At 70.2% G+C, this 17,195-nt stretch carries 20 protein-coding genes; 15 read left to right on the forward strand and 5 right to left on the reverse strand.

The features are described 5' to 3' along the window. Positions 1-169 precede the first annotated feature (169 nt). Both Q5716_RS00660 and Q5716_RS00665 read left to right on the forward strand, forming a co-directional pair. Entirely contained in the window at positions 170-919 is a 750-nt protein-coding gene (locus Q5716_RS00660) for an SDR family NAD(P)-dependent oxidoreductase (protein ID WP_305001163.1), read from the forward strand. A 10-nt stretch (positions 920-929) separates the two neighbouring features. After that, on the forward strand, positions 930-1,337 hold the full coding sequence (locus Q5716_RS00665; RefSeq protein ID WP_305001164.1) for a carboxymuconolactone decarboxylase family protein: 408 nt from the start codon (positions 930-932) through the stop codon (positions 1,335-1,337). Positions 1,338-1,343: 6 nt separating this feature from the next. Here Q5716_RS00665 and Q5716_RS00670 read toward each other — a convergent pair whose 3' ends face one another. Both Q5716_RS00670 and Q5716_RS00675 read right to left on the reverse strand, forming a co-directional pair. Beyond that, a complete protein-coding gene (locus Q5716_RS00670; protein ID WP_305001165.1) occupies positions 1,344-2,159 on the reverse strand; it encodes an SMP-30/gluconolactonase/LRE family protein in 816 nt (271 codons plus the stop codon). Beyond that, on the reverse strand, positions 2,156-2,890 hold the full coding sequence (locus Q5716_RS00675; RefSeq protein ID WP_305001166.1) for a FadR/GntR family transcriptional regulator: 735 nt from the start codon (positions 2,888-2,890) through the stop codon (positions 2,156-2,158). The genes Q5716_RS00670 and Q5716_RS00675 overlap by 4 nt, the downstream gene beginning before the upstream one ends. A 155-nt stretch (positions 2,891-3,045) precedes the next feature. On the opposite strand from Q5716_RS00675, the gene Q5716_RS00680 reads away from it, so the two are divergent. The 7 genes from Q5716_RS00680 to Q5716_RS00710 all read left to right on the forward strand — a co-directional run bounded on the left by Q5716_RS00680 (position 3,046) and on the right by Q5716_RS00710 (position 10,248). Next, complete coding sequence (locus Q5716_RS00680; RefSeq protein WP_305001167.1) at positions 3,046-4,416, forward strand: MFS transporter; 1,371 nt, start codon at positions 3,046-3,048, stop codon at positions 4,414-4,416. A gap of 77 nt (positions 4,417-4,493) precedes the next feature. Beyond that, on the forward strand, positions 4,494-6,245 hold the full coding sequence (locus Q5716_RS00685; protein WP_305001168.1) for a dihydroxyacetone kinase family protein: 1,752 nt from the start codon (positions 4,494-4,496) through the stop codon (positions 6,243-6,245). After that, entirely contained in the window at positions 6,245-6,712 is a 468-nt protein-coding gene (locus Q5716_RS00690) for a ribose-5-phosphate isomerase (RefSeq protein WP_305001169.1), read from the forward strand. The genes Q5716_RS00685 and Q5716_RS00690 overlap by 1 nt, the downstream gene beginning before the upstream one ends. Then, on the forward strand, positions 6,712-7,452 hold the full coding sequence (locus Q5716_RS00695; RefSeq protein ID WP_305001170.1) for a triose-phosphate isomerase family protein: 741 nt from the start codon (positions 6,712-6,714) through the stop codon (positions 7,450-7,452). Before Q5716_RS00690 ends, Q5716_RS00695 begins: the two co-directional genes overlap by 1 nt. After that, complete coding sequence (locus Q5716_RS00700) at positions 7,449-8,246, forward strand: sugar phosphate isomerase/epimerase family protein (RefSeq protein ID WP_305001171.1); 798 nt, start codon at positions 7,449-7,451, stop codon at positions 8,244-8,246. The genes Q5716_RS00695 and Q5716_RS00700 overlap by 4 nt, the downstream gene beginning before the upstream one ends. Next, positions 8,243-9,097, forward strand: a complete 855-nt coding sequence (locus tag Q5716_RS00705; protein WP_305001172.1) for a phosphogluconate dehydrogenase C-terminal domain-containing protein — start codon at positions 8,243-8,245, stop codon at positions 9,095-9,097. Before Q5716_RS00700 ends, Q5716_RS00705 begins: the two co-directional genes overlap by 4 nt. A 137-nt stretch (positions 9,098-9,234) precedes the next feature. Beyond that, positions 9,235-10,248: a LacI family DNA-binding transcriptional regulator gene (locus Q5716_RS00710; RefSeq protein ID WP_305001173.1), complete on the forward strand. Its 1,014-nt coding sequence runs from the start codon at positions 9,235-9,237 to the stop codon at positions 10,246-10,248. Here the strand turns inward: Q5716_RS00710 and Q5716_RS00715 are convergent. Then, entirely contained in the window at positions 10,245-10,871 is a 627-nt protein-coding gene (locus Q5716_RS00715; protein ID WP_305001174.1) for an alpha/beta hydrolase, read from the reverse strand. The two genes, Q5716_RS00710 and Q5716_RS00715, sit on opposite strands and share 4 nt — an antisense overlap. A gap of 167 nt (positions 10,872-11,038) precedes the next feature. On the opposite strand from Q5716_RS00715, the gene Q5716_RS00720 reads away from it, so the two are divergent. Genes Q5716_RS00720 through Q5716_RS00730 form a run of 3 tightly spaced genes read left to right on the forward strand, consistent with a single transcriptional unit; the run spans position 11,039 to position 12,632 of the window. Continuing rightward, a complete protein-coding gene (locus Q5716_RS00720) occupies positions 11,039-11,458 on the forward strand; it encodes a hypothetical protein (RefSeq protein ID WP_305001175.1) in 420 nt (139 codons plus the stop codon). Then, positions 11,458-11,685 (forward strand): helix-turn-helix transcriptional regulator, encoded by a 228-nt coding sequence (locus tag Q5716_RS00725; protein ID WP_305001176.1) that lies wholly within the window; start codon positions 11,458-11,460, stop codon positions 11,683-11,685. The genes Q5716_RS00720 and Q5716_RS00725 overlap by 1 nt, the downstream gene beginning before the upstream one ends. Then, positions 11,682-12,632 (forward strand): quinone oxidoreductase family protein, encoded by a 951-nt coding sequence (locus Q5716_RS00730; protein WP_305001177.1) that lies wholly within the window; start codon positions 11,682-11,684, stop codon positions 12,630-12,632. Before Q5716_RS00725 ends, Q5716_RS00730 begins: the two co-directional genes overlap by 4 nt. Positions 12,633-12,637: 5 nt before the next feature. Here the strand turns inward: Q5716_RS00730 and Q5716_RS00735 are convergent, their stop codons facing one another. Continuing rightward, positions 12,638-13,144, reverse strand: coding sequence for a TetR/AcrR family transcriptional regulator (locus Q5716_RS00735; RefSeq protein ID WP_305001178.1), 507 nt, complete (start codon positions 13,142-13,144; stop codon positions 12,638-12,640). A 25-nt stretch (positions 13,145-13,169) separates the two neighbouring features. Beyond that, the gene (locus tag Q5716_RS00740) at positions 13,170-13,565 is read right to left on the reverse strand and encodes a DUF4260 family protein (RefSeq protein ID WP_305001179.1); all 396 of its coding nucleotides are present in this window, start codon (positions 13,563-13,565) and stop codon (positions 13,170-13,172) included. Between the two features lie 122 nt (positions 13,566-13,687). On the opposite strand from Q5716_RS00740, the gene Q5716_RS00745 reads away from it, so the two are divergent. The 3 genes from Q5716_RS00745 to Q5716_RS00755 are packed head-to-tail and all read left to right on the forward strand — an operon-like array spanning position 13,688 to position 17,117. Further along, on the forward strand, positions 13,688-15,349 hold the full coding sequence (locus Q5716_RS00745; protein WP_305001180.1) for a circularly permuted type 2 ATP-grasp protein: 1,662 nt from the start codon (positions 13,688-13,690) through the stop codon (positions 15,347-15,349). Further along, positions 15,343-16,272, forward strand: coding sequence for an alpha-E domain-containing protein (locus Q5716_RS00750; protein WP_305001181.1), 930 nt, complete (start codon positions 15,343-15,345; stop codon positions 16,270-16,272). The genes Q5716_RS00745 and Q5716_RS00750 overlap by 7 nt, the downstream gene beginning before the upstream one ends. Continuing rightward, the gene (locus Q5716_RS00755; protein ID WP_305001182.1) at positions 16,269-17,117 is read left to right on the forward strand and encodes a transglutaminase family protein; all 849 of its coding nucleotides are present in this window, start codon (positions 16,269-16,271) and stop codon (positions 17,115-17,117) included. The genes Q5716_RS00750 and Q5716_RS00755 overlap by 4 nt, the downstream gene beginning before the upstream one ends. Positions 17,118-17,195: the final 78 nt, after the last annotated feature.

Consider the following 17,195-nt stretch of genomic DNA (forward strand, 5'->3'; position numbering starts at 1 on the left):
AAACCCTCGATCCTGCTCGAGTGGAGGACGACGCGTCGCCGGAGCCTCCCGGTGTCAGCGTACCTCGGCGTGTCCTCGTCCGCTGGGGGCTGTGCTACAGTCCAAAGCAGTTGAAACGTTACAAAGAGCGCCGGGATGCTCGGCGCCCGCTTCAGAGAGGAAGCCGTTCATGAGGCTCGAGGGTCAGCGCGCCATCGTCACCGGAGCAGCAGGAGCACTCGGCCGCGTCATCGCGCGCGTACTCGCGAGCGAGGGCGCGGATGTCGCCGGACTCGACCTGAACGCGGAGGGTCTCGAGGCCACGGCGGAGCTCGTCAGGGCCGAGGGTCGGCGCTCGCTGTCGGCGACCGCGGACCTCACCGACCACGCCGCCGTGAAGAGCGCGGTCGACGGCATCGTCGCCGAGTGGGGCGGCATCGACATCCTGCTCAACGGCGCCGGCGGCGGGGCGGTCGCGTGGTTCCACGAGATGACGCCCGACGTGTGGGCGACGCAGATCGAGCGGAACCTGACGACGGTCTACAACGTCACCAACGCGGTGCTGCCGTCGATGCTCGAGCAGAAGCACGGTCGCATCATCAGCATCGCCTCGATCGCCGCGGTCTCGGGCGGCCGGCTCGTGCGCGGCGCCACCGCCTACGCCGCAGCGAAGGCCGGCGTCGTCGGGCTGACGAAGGCGCTCGCGATCGAGGTCGCCGAGCAGGGCGTCACCGTCAACGCGATCGCCCCGGGCGCCCAGGCGACCCCGGGCCGCGACAACGACACCCCCGAGCGGCGTGCCGCGCTCCTGGACCAGATCCCGACGAGACTGCTGGGAGAACCCGAGCACCTCGCCCAGGCGATCGTGTTCCTCGCCGCTCCCGAGGCGGTCAACATCACCGGAGTCATCCTGCCGCTCGACGGCGGACACTCGATCTAAGGAGCACCCCATGAGCGACCGACTCGACAAGGGCAAGGAGTGGTTCGACAAGGTCTACGGCGAGGGCAAGTCCGAGGGCCTCATCGAGATGCAGACCGGGCTCGGGCAGGATCTCGCCCGCTTCGGCATCGAGTTCAACTTCGGCGACATCTACTCGCGGCCCGGGCTCTCGCTCGCGCAGCGCGAGCTGCTGTCGCTCGCCTCGCTCGTGACCATCGGCGGGCTCGAGCCGCAGCTGCGCGGCCACACGCGCGGGGCACTGCGGGTGGGATGCTCGCCCACCGAGATCCTGGAGACGGTTATCCACACCGTGCAGTACTGCGGGTTCCCGAAGGCGCTCAACGCGATGCGCGTCATCACCGACGAGTTGCAGCTGCAGGGGCAGGAGATCCCGCCGGCGCTCGGTCCGGGAGAGTAGCCCGGGCTAGCCGAGGGGCAGGCGGTACAGCGACGTCGTCGCCGTGACGTAGAGCACCCCGTCGCCGAAGCAGAGGTTCGAGACCGTCTCGGGGAACTCGACGCGCTGCAGGAGCCGAGCATCCGGCGCATAGATCTCGATGGCCGCGCTCGACGACGTCCACACGTTCCCGAGGGGATCGACCCGCAGTCCGTCGGCGAAACCGGTGGGCTGCACGAACAGTCGCCCCTCCCACGTTGCCGTGTCGTAGACCCGGATGTGCCGCGGGCCGGCGTTCCACACCTCGGCGGTGTCGGCGACGTACAGCAGCGACTCGTCGGGGGAGAACGCGAGCCCGTTGGGGTGCACCATGTCGGTGATCACCGGCTCGGCGACCCCGTCGATGACGCGGAACACGAAGCACCCGTCGTAGTCCTGCGTGCCCGGATGCCCCTCCCGCCCGCTCTCGTGCAGTCCGTACGGGGGGTCGGAGAAGTACACGGCGCCGTCCCGGGCGACGACGACGTCGTTGGGGGAGTTGAAGCGGCCGCCCGCCCACTCCGCCACGATCGGGGTGACGACGCCGGCGGCATCCCGCTCGACGCGGCGGAGGCCGTGGCTGCACTGGATGACGCTGCCGTCGGCGTCGACGGTGCGCCCGTTCGTGAACTCCACCGCCGTCGCGTACTCGACCACGTCGCCGGTCGCCTCGTCGAACTGCAGGATGCGGTCGTTCGGGATGTCGCTGAACCGCACCACCCCGTCGGCGGCGAGCCACGCGGGCCCCTCGAGCCACTCCCCGCCCGTCCACAGCCGCTCGGGCGCGGCGCCCTCGGGGATCACTCGAGGGCTCCGGCGAGGCGGCGCGCGGCGGTGTTCATGTGCAGCGCCATGGCGCTCGCCGCGGCATCCGGGTCGCGCGTGGCGATCGCGGCGTGCACGGCGGCGTGCTCCTCGATCGCGGCGAGCGCCTCGGCGGGCTCCTGCACGGCACGGTCGACCCAGACGCGCAGGAGCGAGCGGATGCTCTGCAGAAGGTCGAGGAGCACGGAGTTGTCCGTGCTGCGCGCGAGCTCGAGGTGGAACTGCAGGTCCGCTTCGACGAACCGCTCGAGCGTGTCGACGGAGGCGCGCATCTCCTCGACGCGGGCGCCGAGCGAGGCGAGTTCCTCGTCGCTCATGCGGGTCGCGGCGAGCCGCGCGGCGTAGATCTCGAGGGCACCGCGCACGTCGATGAGCTCGCGCGTCTTGGGCTCGTCGAGCATGAGCCCCCAGCTGAGCGTTTGCGGCAGCAGCTCGCTCGCGGAGCCGCGCAGGTAGGTGCCGGAGCCGGGTCGCACGTGCACGATTCCCAGGATCTCGAGGGCGGCGAGCGCCTCGCGCACGGCGGAGCGGCCGACGCCGAGGGTCGAGGCGAGCTGTCGCTCCGGGGGGAGCCGGGTCCCGGGCTCGATGTCGCCGCGGGTGAAGATCTCCAGCAGCGCCTTTGCGACTCCGGAGACCGCCGTGCCCGCCTCGAGGGTGCCGAGCGAGGCCGCGATCTCGGCTGAGGAATCGTTCGGATAGGCGGGCATGAGTCACAGGCTAGCAATTGCATTCGGCCAACCGGTGGACCGAAATTGGTCAACCGGTTGACAAACCCGAGGACCGCCCCGCATACTCGTTCGCGCGACCACCGTGGTTCACCGGCCAGGGCGGCGCGCCATCCCGCCTCACCGAAGGAGTCAACGTGGACACCACCACAGCTCGCGTGCAGTCTGCCGTCGAGAAATCTGCCATCAAGAAGGTCGCGATCCGGCTCGTGCCGTTCGTCGCCCTGATGTTCTTCATCAACTACCTCGATCGCACTGCGATCGGGTTCGCCGCCCCGAACGGCATGAACGAGGACCTCGCCCTGTCGGCCGCCCAGTTCGGCTTCGCCTCGGGCGTGTTCTTCATCGGCTACATCCTTCTGGAGGTGCCGTCGAACCTGGCCCTGCACCGCTTCGGCGCCCGCAAGTGGCTCGCCCGCATCATGGTGAGCTGGGGCATCGTCGCCCTGCTCTTCACGTGGGTGCAGAACTTCGAGCAGCTCGTCGCCCTGCGCTTCATCCTCGGTGTCGCCGAGGCCGGATTCTTCCCGGGCGCGATCCTCTTCCTCAGCCTCTGGGTCCCGGCGGAGCACCGCTCGAAGATTCTCGCCCTGTTCTACCTGGCGCAGCCGCTCACGACGGTCATCGGCGCCCCGTTCGCCGGGTGGCTCATCCAGCAGCACGGAATCTTCTTCGGCCTCGAGGGCTGGCGCTTCATGTTCCTCGGCGTCGCGATCCCCGCGATCATCGTCGGCATCGTCGCGTGGTTCTACCTCAAGGACAAGCCGTCAGACGCCAAGTGGCTCACCACCGAGGAGCAGGAGTGGCTCACCGGCGCCCTCGCCCTCGAGCGCGCGAACACCGAGAAGGCCAACAACACGCACCGCATCCGCGACGCCTTCACGTCCGGCCGGGTGTGGGTGCTCTCGGGCATCTACTTCGGCTTCATCTACGGCCTCTACGCCCTCGGCTTCTTCCTCCCGACGATCATCGGCGGCTTCCAGGAGCAGTTCGGCACCGAGTTCGACGTCTTCCAGAAGGGCCTCATCACGGCGATCCCGTATGTCCCCGCTGCGATCGCGCTCTACTTCTGGTCGCGGGATGCCTCGCGCCGCGGCCTCAAGACCTGGCACATCGTCATCCCCGCCCTCGCCGGCGCGGTGAGCATCCCGCTCGCCCTCTTCGCGGGCTCGCCCGCGGCGACCATCGCGGTCATCGCGGTGACGGCGATGGCGATCTTCTCGGCGCTGCCCAACTTCTGGACGCTGCCGACGAAGTTCCTCACCGGTGCCGCCGCCGCGGCGGGCATCGCGCTCATCAACACCATCGGCAACCTCGCCGGCTTCTCGGCCCCGTACATCACGGGCCTCGTCGCCGACGCGACGGCGGTCGACGGCGAGCCGAGCTACGTCGCGCCGATGTTCATCGTGGGCGGCTTCATGCTGCTCTCCGCGGTGCTCATGATCGGCCTCGCCGCCCGCACCAAGACGACCGCCCCGGCGGTCGCCGAGACGGTCGCAGCCGAGTAACGACTACCCCGGGGCGGTCGTCCACCCGACCGCCCCGGGGTCTCCCTCAGATCCACTCGAACCACCCGGAGCACTCCATGACCCGCCTGTTCAACGAACCGAGCGCCTTCGCCGATGAGATGATCGACGGCTTCGTGGCCGCGAACTCCGCCCAGGTGCGCCGGGTCTCGGGTGGCGTCGTGCGCAGCACCGTCTCCACTCCCGGCACCGTCGCGGTCGTGATCGGCGGCGGCTCGGGTCACTACCCCGCCTTCGGCGGCATCGTCGGCCAGGGCCTCGCGCACGGTGCGGCCATGGGCAACCTCTTCGCCTCGCCGTCCGCGCAGCAGGTCCACTCGGTCGCCGCCGCGGCGAACCTCGGCGGGGGCGTACTCCTTACTTATGGCAACTACGCCGGCGACGTGCTCAACTTCACCGCCGCGCAGGATCGCCTGAACTCCGAGGGCATCGAGACCCGCACGGTCGTCGTCACCGACGACATCGCGAGCGCCCCTCTCGCCGAGAAGCACAAGCGTCGCGGAATCGCCGGCGACCTCACGGTCTTCAAGGCGGCCGCCGCCGCGTCCGAGGCGGGCTACTCGCTCGACGAGGTCGTGCGCGTGGCGGAGCTGGCCAACGAGCGCACCCGCTCTTTCGGCGTCGCCTTCACGGGATGCACGCTCCCCGGTGCGGCCGAGCCCCTGTTCACGATCCCGGAGGGCCGCATGGGCGTCGGCATCGGCATCCACGGCGAGCCCGGCATCGACGAGACGGATGTCCCGACCGCCGACGGTCTCGCCGAGCTCTTCGTCTCCACGCTGCTGTCCGAGCTCCCCGAGGGCATCTCCTCGCCCGACGGCCAGCGCGCCGCGGTGCTGCTCAACGGCCTCGGCTCGGTGAAGTACGAGGAGCTCTTCGTCGTCTACCGCCGGGTCGCGCAGCTGCTCGAGGAAGCCGGGGTCGTCATCGTCGAGCCGGAGGTCGGCGAGCTCGTCACGAGTTTCGACATGGCCGGGGCATCCCTCACGCTCTTCTGGCTGGGCACCGAGGAGGGCAGCGAGCTGGAGCGCTTCTGGCGAGCCCCGGCCGACACCCCCGCCTACCGCAAGGGCTCCGTCGGCGCCGTGGAGCAAGCGGCCCCCGCGCCAACCGAGGCTCTCGACGCGGGCCTGACCGAGAACATCCCTCCCGCCACCGACGACTCCCGCGCCGCCGCCGCCGTCGCGGCCGCCGCGCTCCAGGCCATCGCCGAGGTCATCGACGAGAACGTCGGCGAGCTCGGCCGCATCGATGCCGTCGCCGGGGACGGCGACCACGGCATCGGAATGCAGCGGGGCTCCCGAGCCGCGTCGTCCGCCGCTGTCGAGCTGCTCGCCGTTGGTTCCGGCGCGCGCACACTGCTCCAGCGGTCGGGCGACGCGTGGGCCGATCGCGCGGGGGGAACGTCGGGTGCCCTCTGGGGAGTGGCCCTCCGCGCGATCGGCGACACCCTCGGGGACTCGGATGCCGCGAGCGGCGCCGCGGTGGCTGCGGGCGTCCGCGGCGCGACGACGGGCATCCTCGGCTTCGGCGCCGTGGTCGGCGACAAGACCATGGTCGACGCCCTCGTGCCGTTCGCGGACGCGCTCGAGGCGGGCATCGCGGCCGGCCGCCCGCTGACCCAGGCCTGGGCGGATGCCGCGGACGCAGCCACTACGGCGGCCGCCGCCACCGCCCAGCTCCTCCCGAAGATGGGCCGCGCCCGGCCCCACGCCGAGAAGAGCCTCGGCACGCCCGACGCGGGCGCTCACTCGTTCGCGCTGATCGTGCAGCGCATCGCGACCGTACTCAAGGAACAGGACAGTAAGTAATGGACAAGCTCCGCATCGTGATCGGCTCGGATGACGCCGGCTACGACTACAAGGAACTCCTCAAGAAGGACCTGTTCGCGAGCGACCTCGTCGAGTCGGTCGAGGACGTCGGCGTCGACGCGGACGGCCACACCCCGTACCCGAAAGTCGGCGTCGCGGTCGGCGAGACCATCGCGCGCGGCGACGCGGACCGGGGCCTGCTGATCTGCGGCACCGGCATGGGTGTCGCGATGGCGGCGAACAAGGTGGCGGGCATCCGCGCGTCCGTCGCGCACGACTCTTTCTCGGTCGAGCGGCTCATCCTGTCGAACAACGCCCAGGTGCTCGCCCTCGGGCAGCGCGTCATCGGTGCCGAGCTCGCCCGCCGACTCGTGCGCGAGTGGCTCACCTACCGCTTCGACGAGTCCAGCGCGTCGGCCGAGAAGGTCGCCGTGCTCGACCAGTACGAGCTGACCGGATCCTGCTGATGCCCCGCACGGTCGGTGTGAGCCTGAAGATGTACTTCGGGCACGCCGCCGCGCTGTCGTGGTTCGATCGCGTGGCGGAGCTCGCGCGCGAGCATCGCGCCGTCGCGTCGGGGGAGGTCGAGCTTTTCGTGATCCCGTCGTTCCCGGCGATCCCGGGGGCGATCGCGGCGTTCGAGGGCACTCGCGTTCTCGTCGGCGCCCAGGACCTCTTCTGGGAGGACTCCGGCGCGTACACCGGCGAGGTGTCGGGCGCCGAGCTCGCCGAGATCGGGGTGCGCGTCGCCGAGGTCGGCCATGCCGAGCGACGCCGCCTGTTCTTCGAGACGGATGCCGTCGTCGCCGCCAAGACCGCCGCCGCCCTGCGCAACGGCATCGCCCCCGTGTTGTGCATCGGCGAGGTCGCGGAGGTCACGCCCGCGGTCGCCGCCGCCGAGGTCATCTCGCAGCTCGATGCTGCGGTGCAGGATGCTCCGGCCGGCCGCATCATCGTCGCCTACGAGCCCGTCTGGGCCATCGGTGCCGCAGAGCCCGCCGGTCCCGACCACATCTCGCCCGTCTGCCGCGCGCTGCGCGAGCACCTCGACGCGATCGGGCGCGGGGGGACCGTGATCTACGGCGGCAGCGCCGGACCCGGGCTTCTCACCCGCCTCGGCGACAGCGTGGATGGGCTGTTCCTCGGCCGCTTCGCCCACGACCCGGCCGCGCTCGCCGCGGTACTCGACGAGGCGGCGGCATCGTGATCGGCCTGTCCACCTACGCCTTCTTCTGGCAGCACTCCGATCGGGCCCCCGCACCGCTCACGCTCGCCGACATGCTGCACCGCACGCGGTCGTCGGGCGTCGACCTGTTCCAGGTGTGCGATTACGCCCCACTCCTCTCTTACTCCGCGGCGGAGCTGCAGGGCATCCGGTCGCTCGCCGACGACCTCGGGATCACCCTCGAGCTCGGCACGAAGGGGCTCCAGACCGAGCATCTCGCGACGTTCCTGTCGATCGCCGAGGTGTTCGGCGCGACCTTCGTGCGCAGTATGGTCAACGGTCCCGACTCGACGCCCACCCTCGTCGAGGCCGAGTCGCTGTTGCGCGCGGCGCTGCCCGCGTTCGAGGCGGCCGGCGTGACGCTCGCCCTCGAGACCTACGAGCAGGTGTCATCCACCGACCTCGTCTCCCTCGTCGAGACCGTCGCGAGCCCCGCCCTCGGCATCACGCTCGACCCGGCGAACTCGGTGGCGGCGCTCGAGCATCCGCGCGACGTCGTCGAGCGCACCGCGCCGTACGTCCGCGGCATCCACGTGAAGGACTTCGCCTTCTCCCGTCGCGGGGGATGGGTCGGCTTCACCCTCGAGGGCGTGCCGCTCGGCACCGGACTCCTCGACTACGACCATCTGGTGGGGACCGTGCGCCCGGAGGAGCGCGGCATCAACCAGGTCATCGAGCACTGGCTCACCTGGCGCGACTCGTTCGACGAGACCGCCCGCCTCGAGAACGAGTGGAACTCCCACAACCTCAGTTATCTAAGGAGCAAGCAATCATGAGTGACAAGCTCACCATCGCGGTCATCGGCGCGGGCGGGAAGATGGGCATGCGAGTGTCCAACAACCTCGTGAAGACCGACCACACCGTCTACTACAGCGAGAACTCGCCCGCGGGCCAGGAGCGCGTCACCGCCACCGGCCGCACCCTCACCGACACGGATGCCGCGGTCGCCGACGCCGACGTCGTCGTGCTCGCCGTGCCCGACCTCGCCCTCGCGGCGGTGTCGGCCGCGGTCATCCCGCAGATGAAGTCCGGATCGATCATGCTGACCCTCGACCCGGCCGCCGCGTACGCCGGCCTCCTCGCCACCCGCGAGGACGTCATCCAGGGCGTCACCCACCCGTGCCACCCGTCGGTGTTCCTCGAGCGCCACACCCCCGAGGAGTACGCGGACACCTTCGGCGGAATCGCGGCCCCGCAAGACGCGATCGCCGCGATCGAGTCAGACGACCCGGCCAAGAAGGAGATCCTCGAGGCCGTCGTGCGCATCATCTTCGCGCCCGTCATCGACGTGCACTGGGTGACCGTCAAGCAGCTCGCGCAGCTCGAGCCGACTCTCGTGGAGACGGTCGCGTGCATGGTCGGCGCGCTGCTCGCGGAGGCCCTCGAGGAGACCGTGAACACCATGGGGGTCCCGCGGGAGGCGGCGCGCAGCATCCTGCTCGGCCACACCCAGGTCGCGCTCGCGAACACGCTCAAGGGCTCGAACCCGTTCTCCGACGCGTGCCTCATCGCGATGGACTACGGCCGCGAGTCGATCATCAAGGAGGACTGGAAGAAGATCTTCCGCGACGACGAGCTCGACAAGAACCTCGCGCGGATGCTCCACCTCGACGAGATCACGAGGTAGTTCCCGAAGCTCCACCCCGCAAGGGCACACCTACTTCCCATTGGCGCGGCGAATTCGCAGCGCTCTAGGGAATTAGGTGTGCCCTTGCGCGAGACGGGTGGCGATCCCTTCCGCCACCGACGCGGTATCCTCCTGCAATGGCCAGGGTCGGTATTAGAGAGGTAGCGACGCTCGCCGAGGTCTCCCTCGGCACCGTCTCGCACTACATCAACCACCCCGACAAGGTCTCCCCGGAGAAGCGCGAGCGCATCCAGCGGGCGATCGACCAGCTCGGCTTCGTGCGCAACAATGCCGCGTGGCAGCTGCGGCTCGGCCGCTCGGGCACGATCGCCTACATCGCCCCGGATGTCTCGAACCCGTTCTTCGCGACGATCGCGGAGGGTGTCGAGCAGCGGGCCGCGACGCACGACCTCTCCGTCTTCATCTCCAACTCGAACCGTTCGCGCGCGCGCGAGGACGCGTACCTCGAGCTGTTCGAATCCCAGCGCGTGCAGGGGATGCTCGTCTCCTCGCACCACCCGATCGACGACCGCTTGGCGCAGATCCGCAGCCGCGGCATCCCGTCGGTGCTCATCGGACAGCGCGCCGCGGACCCGACGCAGCCGTCCGTGTCGATCGACGACGTGACCGGCGGCCACATGGCCGTGCAGCACTTGCTCGAGCTCGGGCGGCGGCGCGTCGCGTTCGTCGGCGGCCCGCTCGGGATCCGGCAGGTCGCCGACCGGCTCGAGGGCGCGAACTCGGCGGTGCGCGAGGTTCCGGGCGCAGTGCTGGAGATCGTCAACGGCACGAACCGCACGATCGCCGAGGGCCGGGAGATCGGCCGCGCGATCCTCGCCCGACCCGCGGATGCCCGACCCGACGCCGTCTTCGCGGTCAACGACTTGCTCGCTCTCGGCATCCTGCAGGTGCTCGTGCACGGCGGGATCCGCGTGCCGGAGGACATCGCGCTCGTGGGCTACGACGACATCGAGTTCGGGGAGGCGTCGATCATCCCGCTCACGACGATCCGCGCGCCGCACGAGGGCTTCGGCTTCGCCGCGGTGGACCTGCTCGTCGACGCGATGTCGGACGAGCCGCGCCCGGATGCCCCGAAGCAAGTGATCTTCCAGCCCGAGCTCATCGTGCGCGCGTCGACGACGGGCCGCTAGAACCGCTCCAGCCAGGCCGCGCAGAGCTCGCGCCACGCGGCGGCGGGCTTGCCCTCGGCGAACCCGAGCCCGTGCCCGCCGTCCGCGAACACATGGAAGTCGTGCTCGACGTTGTGCCGGGCGAGCGCCTGCCCGAGCGGGTAGGCGTGGTCGGCGTACTCGACGCCGTGGTCGCCGGCGGTCGTCCAGATGAACATGGGCTTCGTCTCGGGGGTGACGAGCCGCGGCAACGAGACCGCGCGCTTGGCCCACCACGAGGGGCGCGGTCCGAGCAGGTTGGTGCGCGAGCCGATGTGGGTCGACGCCTGCATGGTCGTGACGGGATAGCACAGTACCGCGAAGTCGGGCCGGTCCACGGCATCCTTCACGAGCGTCGCGTGCCCGGCGAGGTGGCCGCCCGCGGAGAAGCCGAGGATGCCCACCTGCTCGTATCCCGCGGCGCGCTCGGCGGCGAGCTCGCGCTGCACCGCCCGCAGGGGGCCGGGATGCCGCGTCTTGACGGGGTACTCGACGACTCGGGCATCCCACCCGAGGCCGCGGATCCACTCGGCGACCGGCTCGCCCTCGTGGGGGGCGTGCCCGGCGTACCCGCCGCCGGGGAGGACGAGGATGCTGCGCTTCATCCCCCCAGCTTTTCAGGAATATGCGGTCGCCGAGTGCACTATCCCGTCGGCGGCGGCATATTCCTGAGAAACTGGGTAGTGAGTAAAGAAAATTTGACATGAGGTACGGGATTCTTTACAGTGGTCGATGTCAAAGATTCTGTACATGGCGTCACGAAGGAGCCCCCATGACCTACGAAGAACGCGGCACGTGGGTGTACCTCGTCGTCGTTCTCGGCACCTACGGTGTCTACCTCGGCATCGTGCTGAGCCAGCTCGCCACAACGCCCGCGGGCGATATCGACTACGTCGGCCCGCTGCTCTGGTCGATCGGCATCTCGATCGCGTCGGCCATCGTGCTGCGCATCCTCGTCGAGATGGTCACCCCGCGCGCGAGCCAGCGGGCGGATGACCGCGACCGCGACATCGCCCGCACCGCCGAGCGCCTCGGCGCCTGGCCCCTCGTCGCGGGAGCCGTCGCCGCACTCGTGCTCGCGATCCTCCGCGTCGACTACTTCTGGATCGCCAACGCGGTGTACCTAGGCTTCGCCGCTCAGGCCGTACTGACGTCGATCATCCGCATCGGCCTCTACCGCCGGGGATTCTGATGGGAAAGCCCACCCGCGTCACCAATGACATCCGCGCGCTGCGCTTCGCGAACGGTGAGATGACCCAGGCCGAGCTCGCCGACCGCATCGGCGTAACGCGGCAGACCGTCCTCGCGATCGAGCAAGGCAAGTACTCGCCCTCGCTCGAGCTCGCGTTCCAGATCGCCCGCGTGTTCGGTGTCCCGCTCGACGCGGTGTTCCACTACCCGGAGGAGTCGGAGTCATGAGAGCAGCGGTCTTCAGCCGGTTCGGCGGTCCCGATGTGGTGGAGGTCCGGGAGGTGCGCGACCCCGAGCCGGCCGTGGGGGAGGTGCTCGTGCGCGTCGAGGCGGCCTCGGTCGGGGCATCCGACGCCGCGGGGCGCAGCGGGAAGCCGCGGATCGCGCGACTCATGTTCGGCCTGGGGCCGCGAGACCAGGTGCTCGGGAGCGACTTCGCCGGCACGGTCGAGCGGGTCGGCGCGGACGTGACCGAGTGGATGCCCGGCGACCGCGTCTTCGGGGCGACGGGCGCGAGCTGGGGCGGCCACGCCGAGCTCATCACGGTGAAGGAGCGCGGCGCGATCGCCGCGCTCCCCGACGAAGTGACCCCCGCGCAGGCGGTGGCCCTCACCGACGGCGGGATGACCGCCCTCCCGTTCCTCCGCGACACGGGTCGCCTCCGCGCCGGCATGCGCGTGCTCGTCATCGGCGCGAGCGGGGCAGTGGGCTCCGCGGCCGTGCAGCTCGCGAAGCACCTCGGCGCCTATGTCACCGCGGTCACGACGAACACCGAGCTCGCGCTCGCCCTCGGCGCCGATGAGGCGATCGACTACCGGGAGCGCGACGTCACCGCCGAGGGAGAGCGCTTCGACCTGGTGTTCGACGCGGTCGGCTCGACCTCGTTCCGACGGGTGCGGGGCATCCTGTCGCCCGAGGGCGCCTACCTCACCACCGTTCCCGGCGCGGTGCTGCTCGACCGCCTCGTCACCCGCCGCGCGCGCATCGCGTTCACCGGACTGCGGAAGGATGCCGACAAGCGCCCGGATCTCGACGAGCTCGCGCTGCTCGCGGCGGCGGGCATCCTCGATCCGCTCGTCGACGGCGAGTACTCGCTCGACGACGTCCGCTCAGCGCACGCCCGGGTCGACACGGGCCGCAAGCGCGGCACCGTGGTGCTGCGGCCCGGCGAGTAGCCTGCTCAGGCGCCCGTGACGACGTCGACGAGCACCGCCCACGCGGCGTCGATGTCGGCACCGTCGGGGAATCTTCCGGCGATCTCCAGCATGGCGAGCCCGTGCGCCCACGCCCACGTGCTGCGGCCGAGGTCAACGTCGGGAAGGAGGCGGTACAGCGCGAGGGCGGCGCGCGTCTCGACCCCGGGTGCGAGCCGCGACCGGTCGATGGGCCGGTCGTTCATCAGTCGGTAGAGCTGGGGATGCCCGAGCGCGAAGCCGCGGTAGGCGGCGGCGTACGCCGCAACCCGGGTGCGCCGGTCCGCGGTATCGGGCACGGCGCCGAGGGCCGACTCGACCTCGGCGGTGAAGCGGCGGAACCCCTGCTCGACGAGCCCGAGCTCGAGATCGGCTTTGCCCTCCACGTGCTTGTAGAGCGAGGGCGTCTTGATGCCGAGCCGCCGCGCGACTTCGCCGAGCGAGAGGTGCTCGAGCCCGTCGCTCTCGAGAACCTCGAGGGCGACATCCAGCACCTGCTCGCGTCGCCCCGAGGGGGCCTTAGGCGAAGGTGAAGGCGGTGCGCTGGAGTCCATCCCACGTCCTGAATCGGTAGCCGACGGCGCGGTCGGTGCTGATGTGCAGCGCCCAGCCGAGGGCGAGGAGCGGCAGTTCGAGCGCCGTGGGTAGCCACACTACCGGCGCGACGAGGCCGAGGAGCAGTAGCGCGAGCGGCACGTAGTAGCTGTGGAGGATGTTGTAGGGCACGACGGCTCGGCGGGCGAGCTGGCCTTTCTCGAGGCCGGGCGAGAATCCGCCGACGAGGGCCAGGTCGGGGACGATGACCCCGGCGACGAGGATGCCCGTGGCGATCCAGCCGTAAGCAACCCCTCCGGCGATAGCGAGCCCGAGCAGGGCGAGGGCGATGATCGCGTACACGATCTGTGCGAACTTCATCAGGGCTGTCCCATCTGGCTAATAGCGTTAGCTTCTCGGTCAGAGGCTAATACTGTTAGCCGGACTCCGCAACCCCGCGCGGCTGAAACACCGCCGCAACACGGCGGCCCTATGCTCTCCCCATGGCAGACCTGTTCGACGGCTACGGCGCCACCGCCACCCGGCGACCGGGCGCTGCCGCGTGGGACGAGATGTTCGCCAGTCCCAACCAGGCGCGCTCCTCGTACAAGGAGATCCACTCCGCCTTGGCGCAGATGACGCAGGACGAGCTGCGCGGTCGCACCGAGGCTCTCGGCGCGAGCTACCTCGCCCAGGGCGTCACGTTCGACTTCGCCGGGGAGGAGCGCCCGTTCCCCCTGGATGCTGTGCCCCGCGTCATCGACCAGGCCGAGTGGCTCACCGTCGAGGCGGGCGTCAAGCAGCGCGTCCGCGCCCTCGAGGCGTTCCTCGCCGATGTGTACGGCCCGCAGAACGCCGTCAAGGACGGCGTCATCCCGGCCCGTCTCGTCACGAGCTCGGCGCACTTCCACCGCGAGGCCGCAGGCATCGAGCCGGCGAACGGGGTCCGCATCCAGGTCTCCGGCATCGACCTCATCCGCGACGAGCAGGGGGCCTGGCGCGTGCTCGAGGACAACGTGCGCGTCCCGTCCGGCGTCTCCTACGTGATCTCCAACCGCCGGGTCATGGCGCAGACGCTCCCGGAGCTGTTCGTGAGCATGCGGGTGCGACCGGTGGGGGACTACCCGCACAAGCTGCTGAGCGCGCTGCGGGCATCCGCCCCCGCCGGCGTCGAGGACCCGACGGTCGTCGTCCTCACGCCCGGCGTCTACAACTCCGCCTACTTCGAGCACACCCTGCTCGCCCGTCTCATGGGCGTCGAGCTCGTCGAGGGCCGCGATCTGTTCTGCTCCGGCGGGCGGGTGTGGATGCGCACGACCGCCGGCCCCACTCGGGTCGACGTCATCTACCGCCGGGTCGACGACGAGTTCCTCGACCCGCTGCAATTCCGTGCCGACTCGATGCTCGGCAGCCCGGGCCTCATGCTCGCGGCACGGCTCGGCAACGTCACCATCGCCAACGCGGTCGGCAACGGGGTAGCCGACGACAAGCTCGTCTACACCTACCTCCCGGACCTCACGCGCTACTACCTGAGCGAGGAGCCGATCCTGCCCAACGTGCAGACCTGGCGACTCGAAGACCCGGGCGCCCTCGAGGAGGTGCTCGATCGCCTCGACGAACTCGTCGTGAAGCCCGTCGACGGCTCGGGCGGCAAGGGCCTCGTCATCGGCCCCTCGGCGTCGAAGGCCGAACTCGAGGAGCTCAAGGGCCGCCTGCTGCGCGACCCGCGGGGCTGGATCGCGCAGCCCGTCGTGCAGCTCTCCACGATCCCGACACTCGTCGACGACGGGATGCGCCCGCGCCACGCGGACCTGCGCCCGTTCGCGGTGAACGACGGCAACGACATCTGGGTACTGCCCGGCGGCCTCACTCGCGTGGCCCTGCCCGAGGGAGAGCTCGTCGTGAACTCGTCCCAGGGCGGCGGCTCGAAGGACACCTGGGTCGTGGGACAGGATCCGCTGCAGATCGCGAGGCACAGCATCCAGGGTCTCGTCGCCGGTCAGGCCGCGGCGACCGAGGCGATCACGATCATCACGCCCGAGATGCTCAAGTCGCACCTGCAGGACCACGCACCGAGCGATCGCCCGCTCGGCCAGGGACAGCAGGAGCAGCAGCAGCAGAGCCGCTCGCTCCCTGACGCGCTCGAAGGGGCGGGCGAATGCTGAGCCGCATCGCCGAGTCCCTGTTCTGGATCGGCCGCTACATCGAGCGCTCCGACGGCACGGCGCGCATCCTCGACGTGCACCTGCAGCTGCTGCTCGAGGATCCGTGGATCGAGGAGGACCTCGCCTGCCGCTCCCTGCTGAGCGTCATGGGCAGCGATGCGCCGGAGGACGCCCAGCTCACGCGACAGGACGTGCTCACGATCCTCGCCGTCGACCGCAACGAGCCGGCGTCGATCGCGTTCTCCCTCGGGGCCGCCCGCGAGAACGCCCGCCGGGCCCGTGAGATCGTCTCCACCGAGCTGTGGGAGTGCCTGAACACGACGCGCGCGAGGATGCCCCGCAAGGTGTCGAGCGACAAGGTGCACGAGTTCTTCGGCTGGGTTCGGGAGCGGTCGGCGCTCGCCGTCGGCATCATCGAGTCGGCGACGAGCCGTGACGAGGCGTGGCAGTTCTTCACCCTCGGCCGCAGCATCGAGCGCGCGGACATGACCGCGCGGCTGCTCGCCACTCGCTCGTTGACCGAGGCATCCGGTCCGTCGTGGACGACGATCCTCCGGAGTTGCGGCGCCTACGAGGCGTACCTGCGGACGTACCGAGGGGTGCCGAGCGCGCGGAACGCCGCCGAGTTCCTGTTGCTCGATCGGCTGTTCCCGCGCAGCATCCTGTTCTCCGTCTCGCGCGCCGAGAACTGCTTGCGCGAGATCGAGCCGCGCAGCGACCGCGTCGGCGTCTCCGACCAGGCGCAGCGGCTCCTCGGCCAGATCCGCAGCGAGCTCGAGTACCGTCCCATCTCCGAGATCCTCGAGGACCTGACGATGCACATGGACAACGTCCAGGCCGCGACGAGCGCCGCCTCGGAGGCGATCCGCCAGCGCTACTTCCCGACGCAGGTCGCGCCGAGCTGGGTGGGGGAGACCTCGTGAACCGGCTGCGCATCAAGCACATGACGGGCTTCCACTACGGCGGCGACGTGACGGCGTCGTACAACGAGGCGCGCATGCTGCCCGTGAGCTCCGACGGCCAGCTCGTGCTGTTCTCGAACCTCGAGATCCTGCCGATCTCGAGCCACCACAATTACGTCGACTACTGGGGCTCCCGAGTCTCGTCGTTCGAAATCCTCACCCCGCACAAGGAGCTCGCGCTCACCGCGACGAGCCTCGTGGAGGTGCGCCCGCGACCGCACACAGACGACAAGCTCGACTGGGATGCCCTCGCCCTCGCCGCGGAGCGCACGACGTCGACCGTGGAGCAGCTCAAGCAGACCCGCCGCACCGCGCCGCCGGTTGAGGTGCAGGACCTCGCGCGCGAGATCGCCGCCGCCACGAGCGACGCGTGCGACGCGGCGCTGCAGATCTGCAACGCCGTGGGCGACGCGGTCGAGTACATGCAGGGTGTGACGGGAGTCCACTCGACAGCTGCCGAGGCCTGGGCGGTGCGCAAGGGCGTCTGTCAGGACATCGCGCACATCGCGCTCGGGGCACTGCGACACGTGGGCATCCCGGCACGGTATGTCTCGGGCTACCTGCATCCCAAGCCCGACGCGGAGATCGGCGAGACGATCGCCGGGGAGTCGCATGCGTGGGTCGAGTGGTTCTGCGGCGACGGCTGGCGCGGCTACGACCCGACGAACAGCATCGAGATCGGCGACCGGCACGTCCTCGTGGGGCGCGGTCGCGACTACAACGACGTCCCGCCGCTGCGCGGCGTCTACGCGGGGCCCTTCGGCAGCTCCCTGTTCGTCACCGTGGAGATCACGCGCGAGAGCTGAGCGTGCCCCCGGTTGTGGGGGTAGACGACGTGTACCCCGCCTGGGAAAGCGCTGATAGCGTAGGCCGATATACGGGGA

This window comes from Antiquaquibacter soli, assembly GCF_030580675.1.
In the GTDB taxonomy this organism is placed as follows: domain Bacteria; phylum Actinomycetota; class Actinomycetes; order Actinomycetales; family Microbacteriaceae; genus Rhodoglobus; species Rhodoglobus soli.

Excerpts from the sequence above, each read along its gene's own strand:
- Q5716_RS00660 (WP_305001163.1), top strand. The coding sequence starts at position 170 with ATGAGGCTCGAGGGTCAGCGCGCCATCGTCACCGGAGCAGCAGGAGCA.
- Q5716_RS00665 (WP_305001164.1), top strand. The coding sequence starts at position 930 with ATGAGCGACCGACTCGACAAGGGCAAGGAGTGGTTCGACAAGGTCTAC.
- Q5716_RS00675 (WP_305001166.1), bottom strand. The coding sequence starts at position 2,890 with ATGCCCGCCTATCCGAACGATTCCTCAGCCGAGATCGCGGCCTCGCTC.
- Q5716_RS00685 (WP_305001168.1), top strand. The coding sequence starts at position 4,494 with ATGACCCGCCTGTTCAACGAACCGAGCGCCTTCGCCGATGAGATGATC.
- Q5716_RS00690 (WP_305001169.1), top strand. The coding sequence starts at position 6,245 with ATGGACAAGCTCCGCATCGTGATCGGCTCGGATGACGCCGGCTACGAC.
- Q5716_RS00695 (WP_305001170.1), top strand. The coding sequence starts at position 6,712 with ATGCCCCGCACGGTCGGTGTGAGCCTGAAGATGTACTTCGGGCACGCC.
- Q5716_RS00705 (WP_305001172.1), top strand. The coding sequence starts at position 8,243 with ATGAGTGACAAGCTCACCATCGCGGTCATCGGCGCGGGCGGGAAGATG.
- Q5716_RS00710 (WP_305001173.1), top strand. The coding sequence starts at position 9,235 with ATGGCCAGGGTCGGTATTAGAGAGGTAGCGACGCTCGCCGAGGTCTCC.
- Q5716_RS00715 (WP_305001174.1), bottom strand. The coding sequence starts at position 10,871 with ATGAAGCGCAGCATCCTCGTCCTCCCCGGCGGCGGGTACGCCGGGCAC.
- Q5716_RS00720 (WP_305001175.1), top strand. The coding sequence starts at position 11,039 with ATGACCTACGAAGAACGCGGCACGTGGGTGTACCTCGTCGTCGTTCTC.
- Q5716_RS00725 (WP_305001176.1), top strand. The coding sequence starts at position 11,458 with ATGGGAAAGCCCACCCGCGTCACCAATGACATCCGCGCGCTGCGCTTC.
- Q5716_RS00730 (WP_305001177.1), top strand. The coding sequence starts at position 11,682 with ATGAGAGCAGCGGTCTTCAGCCGGTTCGGCGGTCCCGATGTGGTGGAG.
- Q5716_RS00740 (WP_305001179.1), bottom strand. The coding sequence starts at position 13,565 with ATGAAGTTCGCACAGATCGTGTACGCGATCATCGCCCTCGCCCTGCTC.
- Q5716_RS00745 (WP_305001180.1), top strand. The coding sequence starts at position 13,688 with ATGGCAGACCTGTTCGACGGCTACGGCGCCACCGCCACCCGGCGACCG.
- Q5716_RS00750 (WP_305001181.1), top strand. The coding sequence starts at position 15,343 with ATGCTGAGCCGCATCGCCGAGTCCCTGTTCTGGATCGGCCGCTACATC.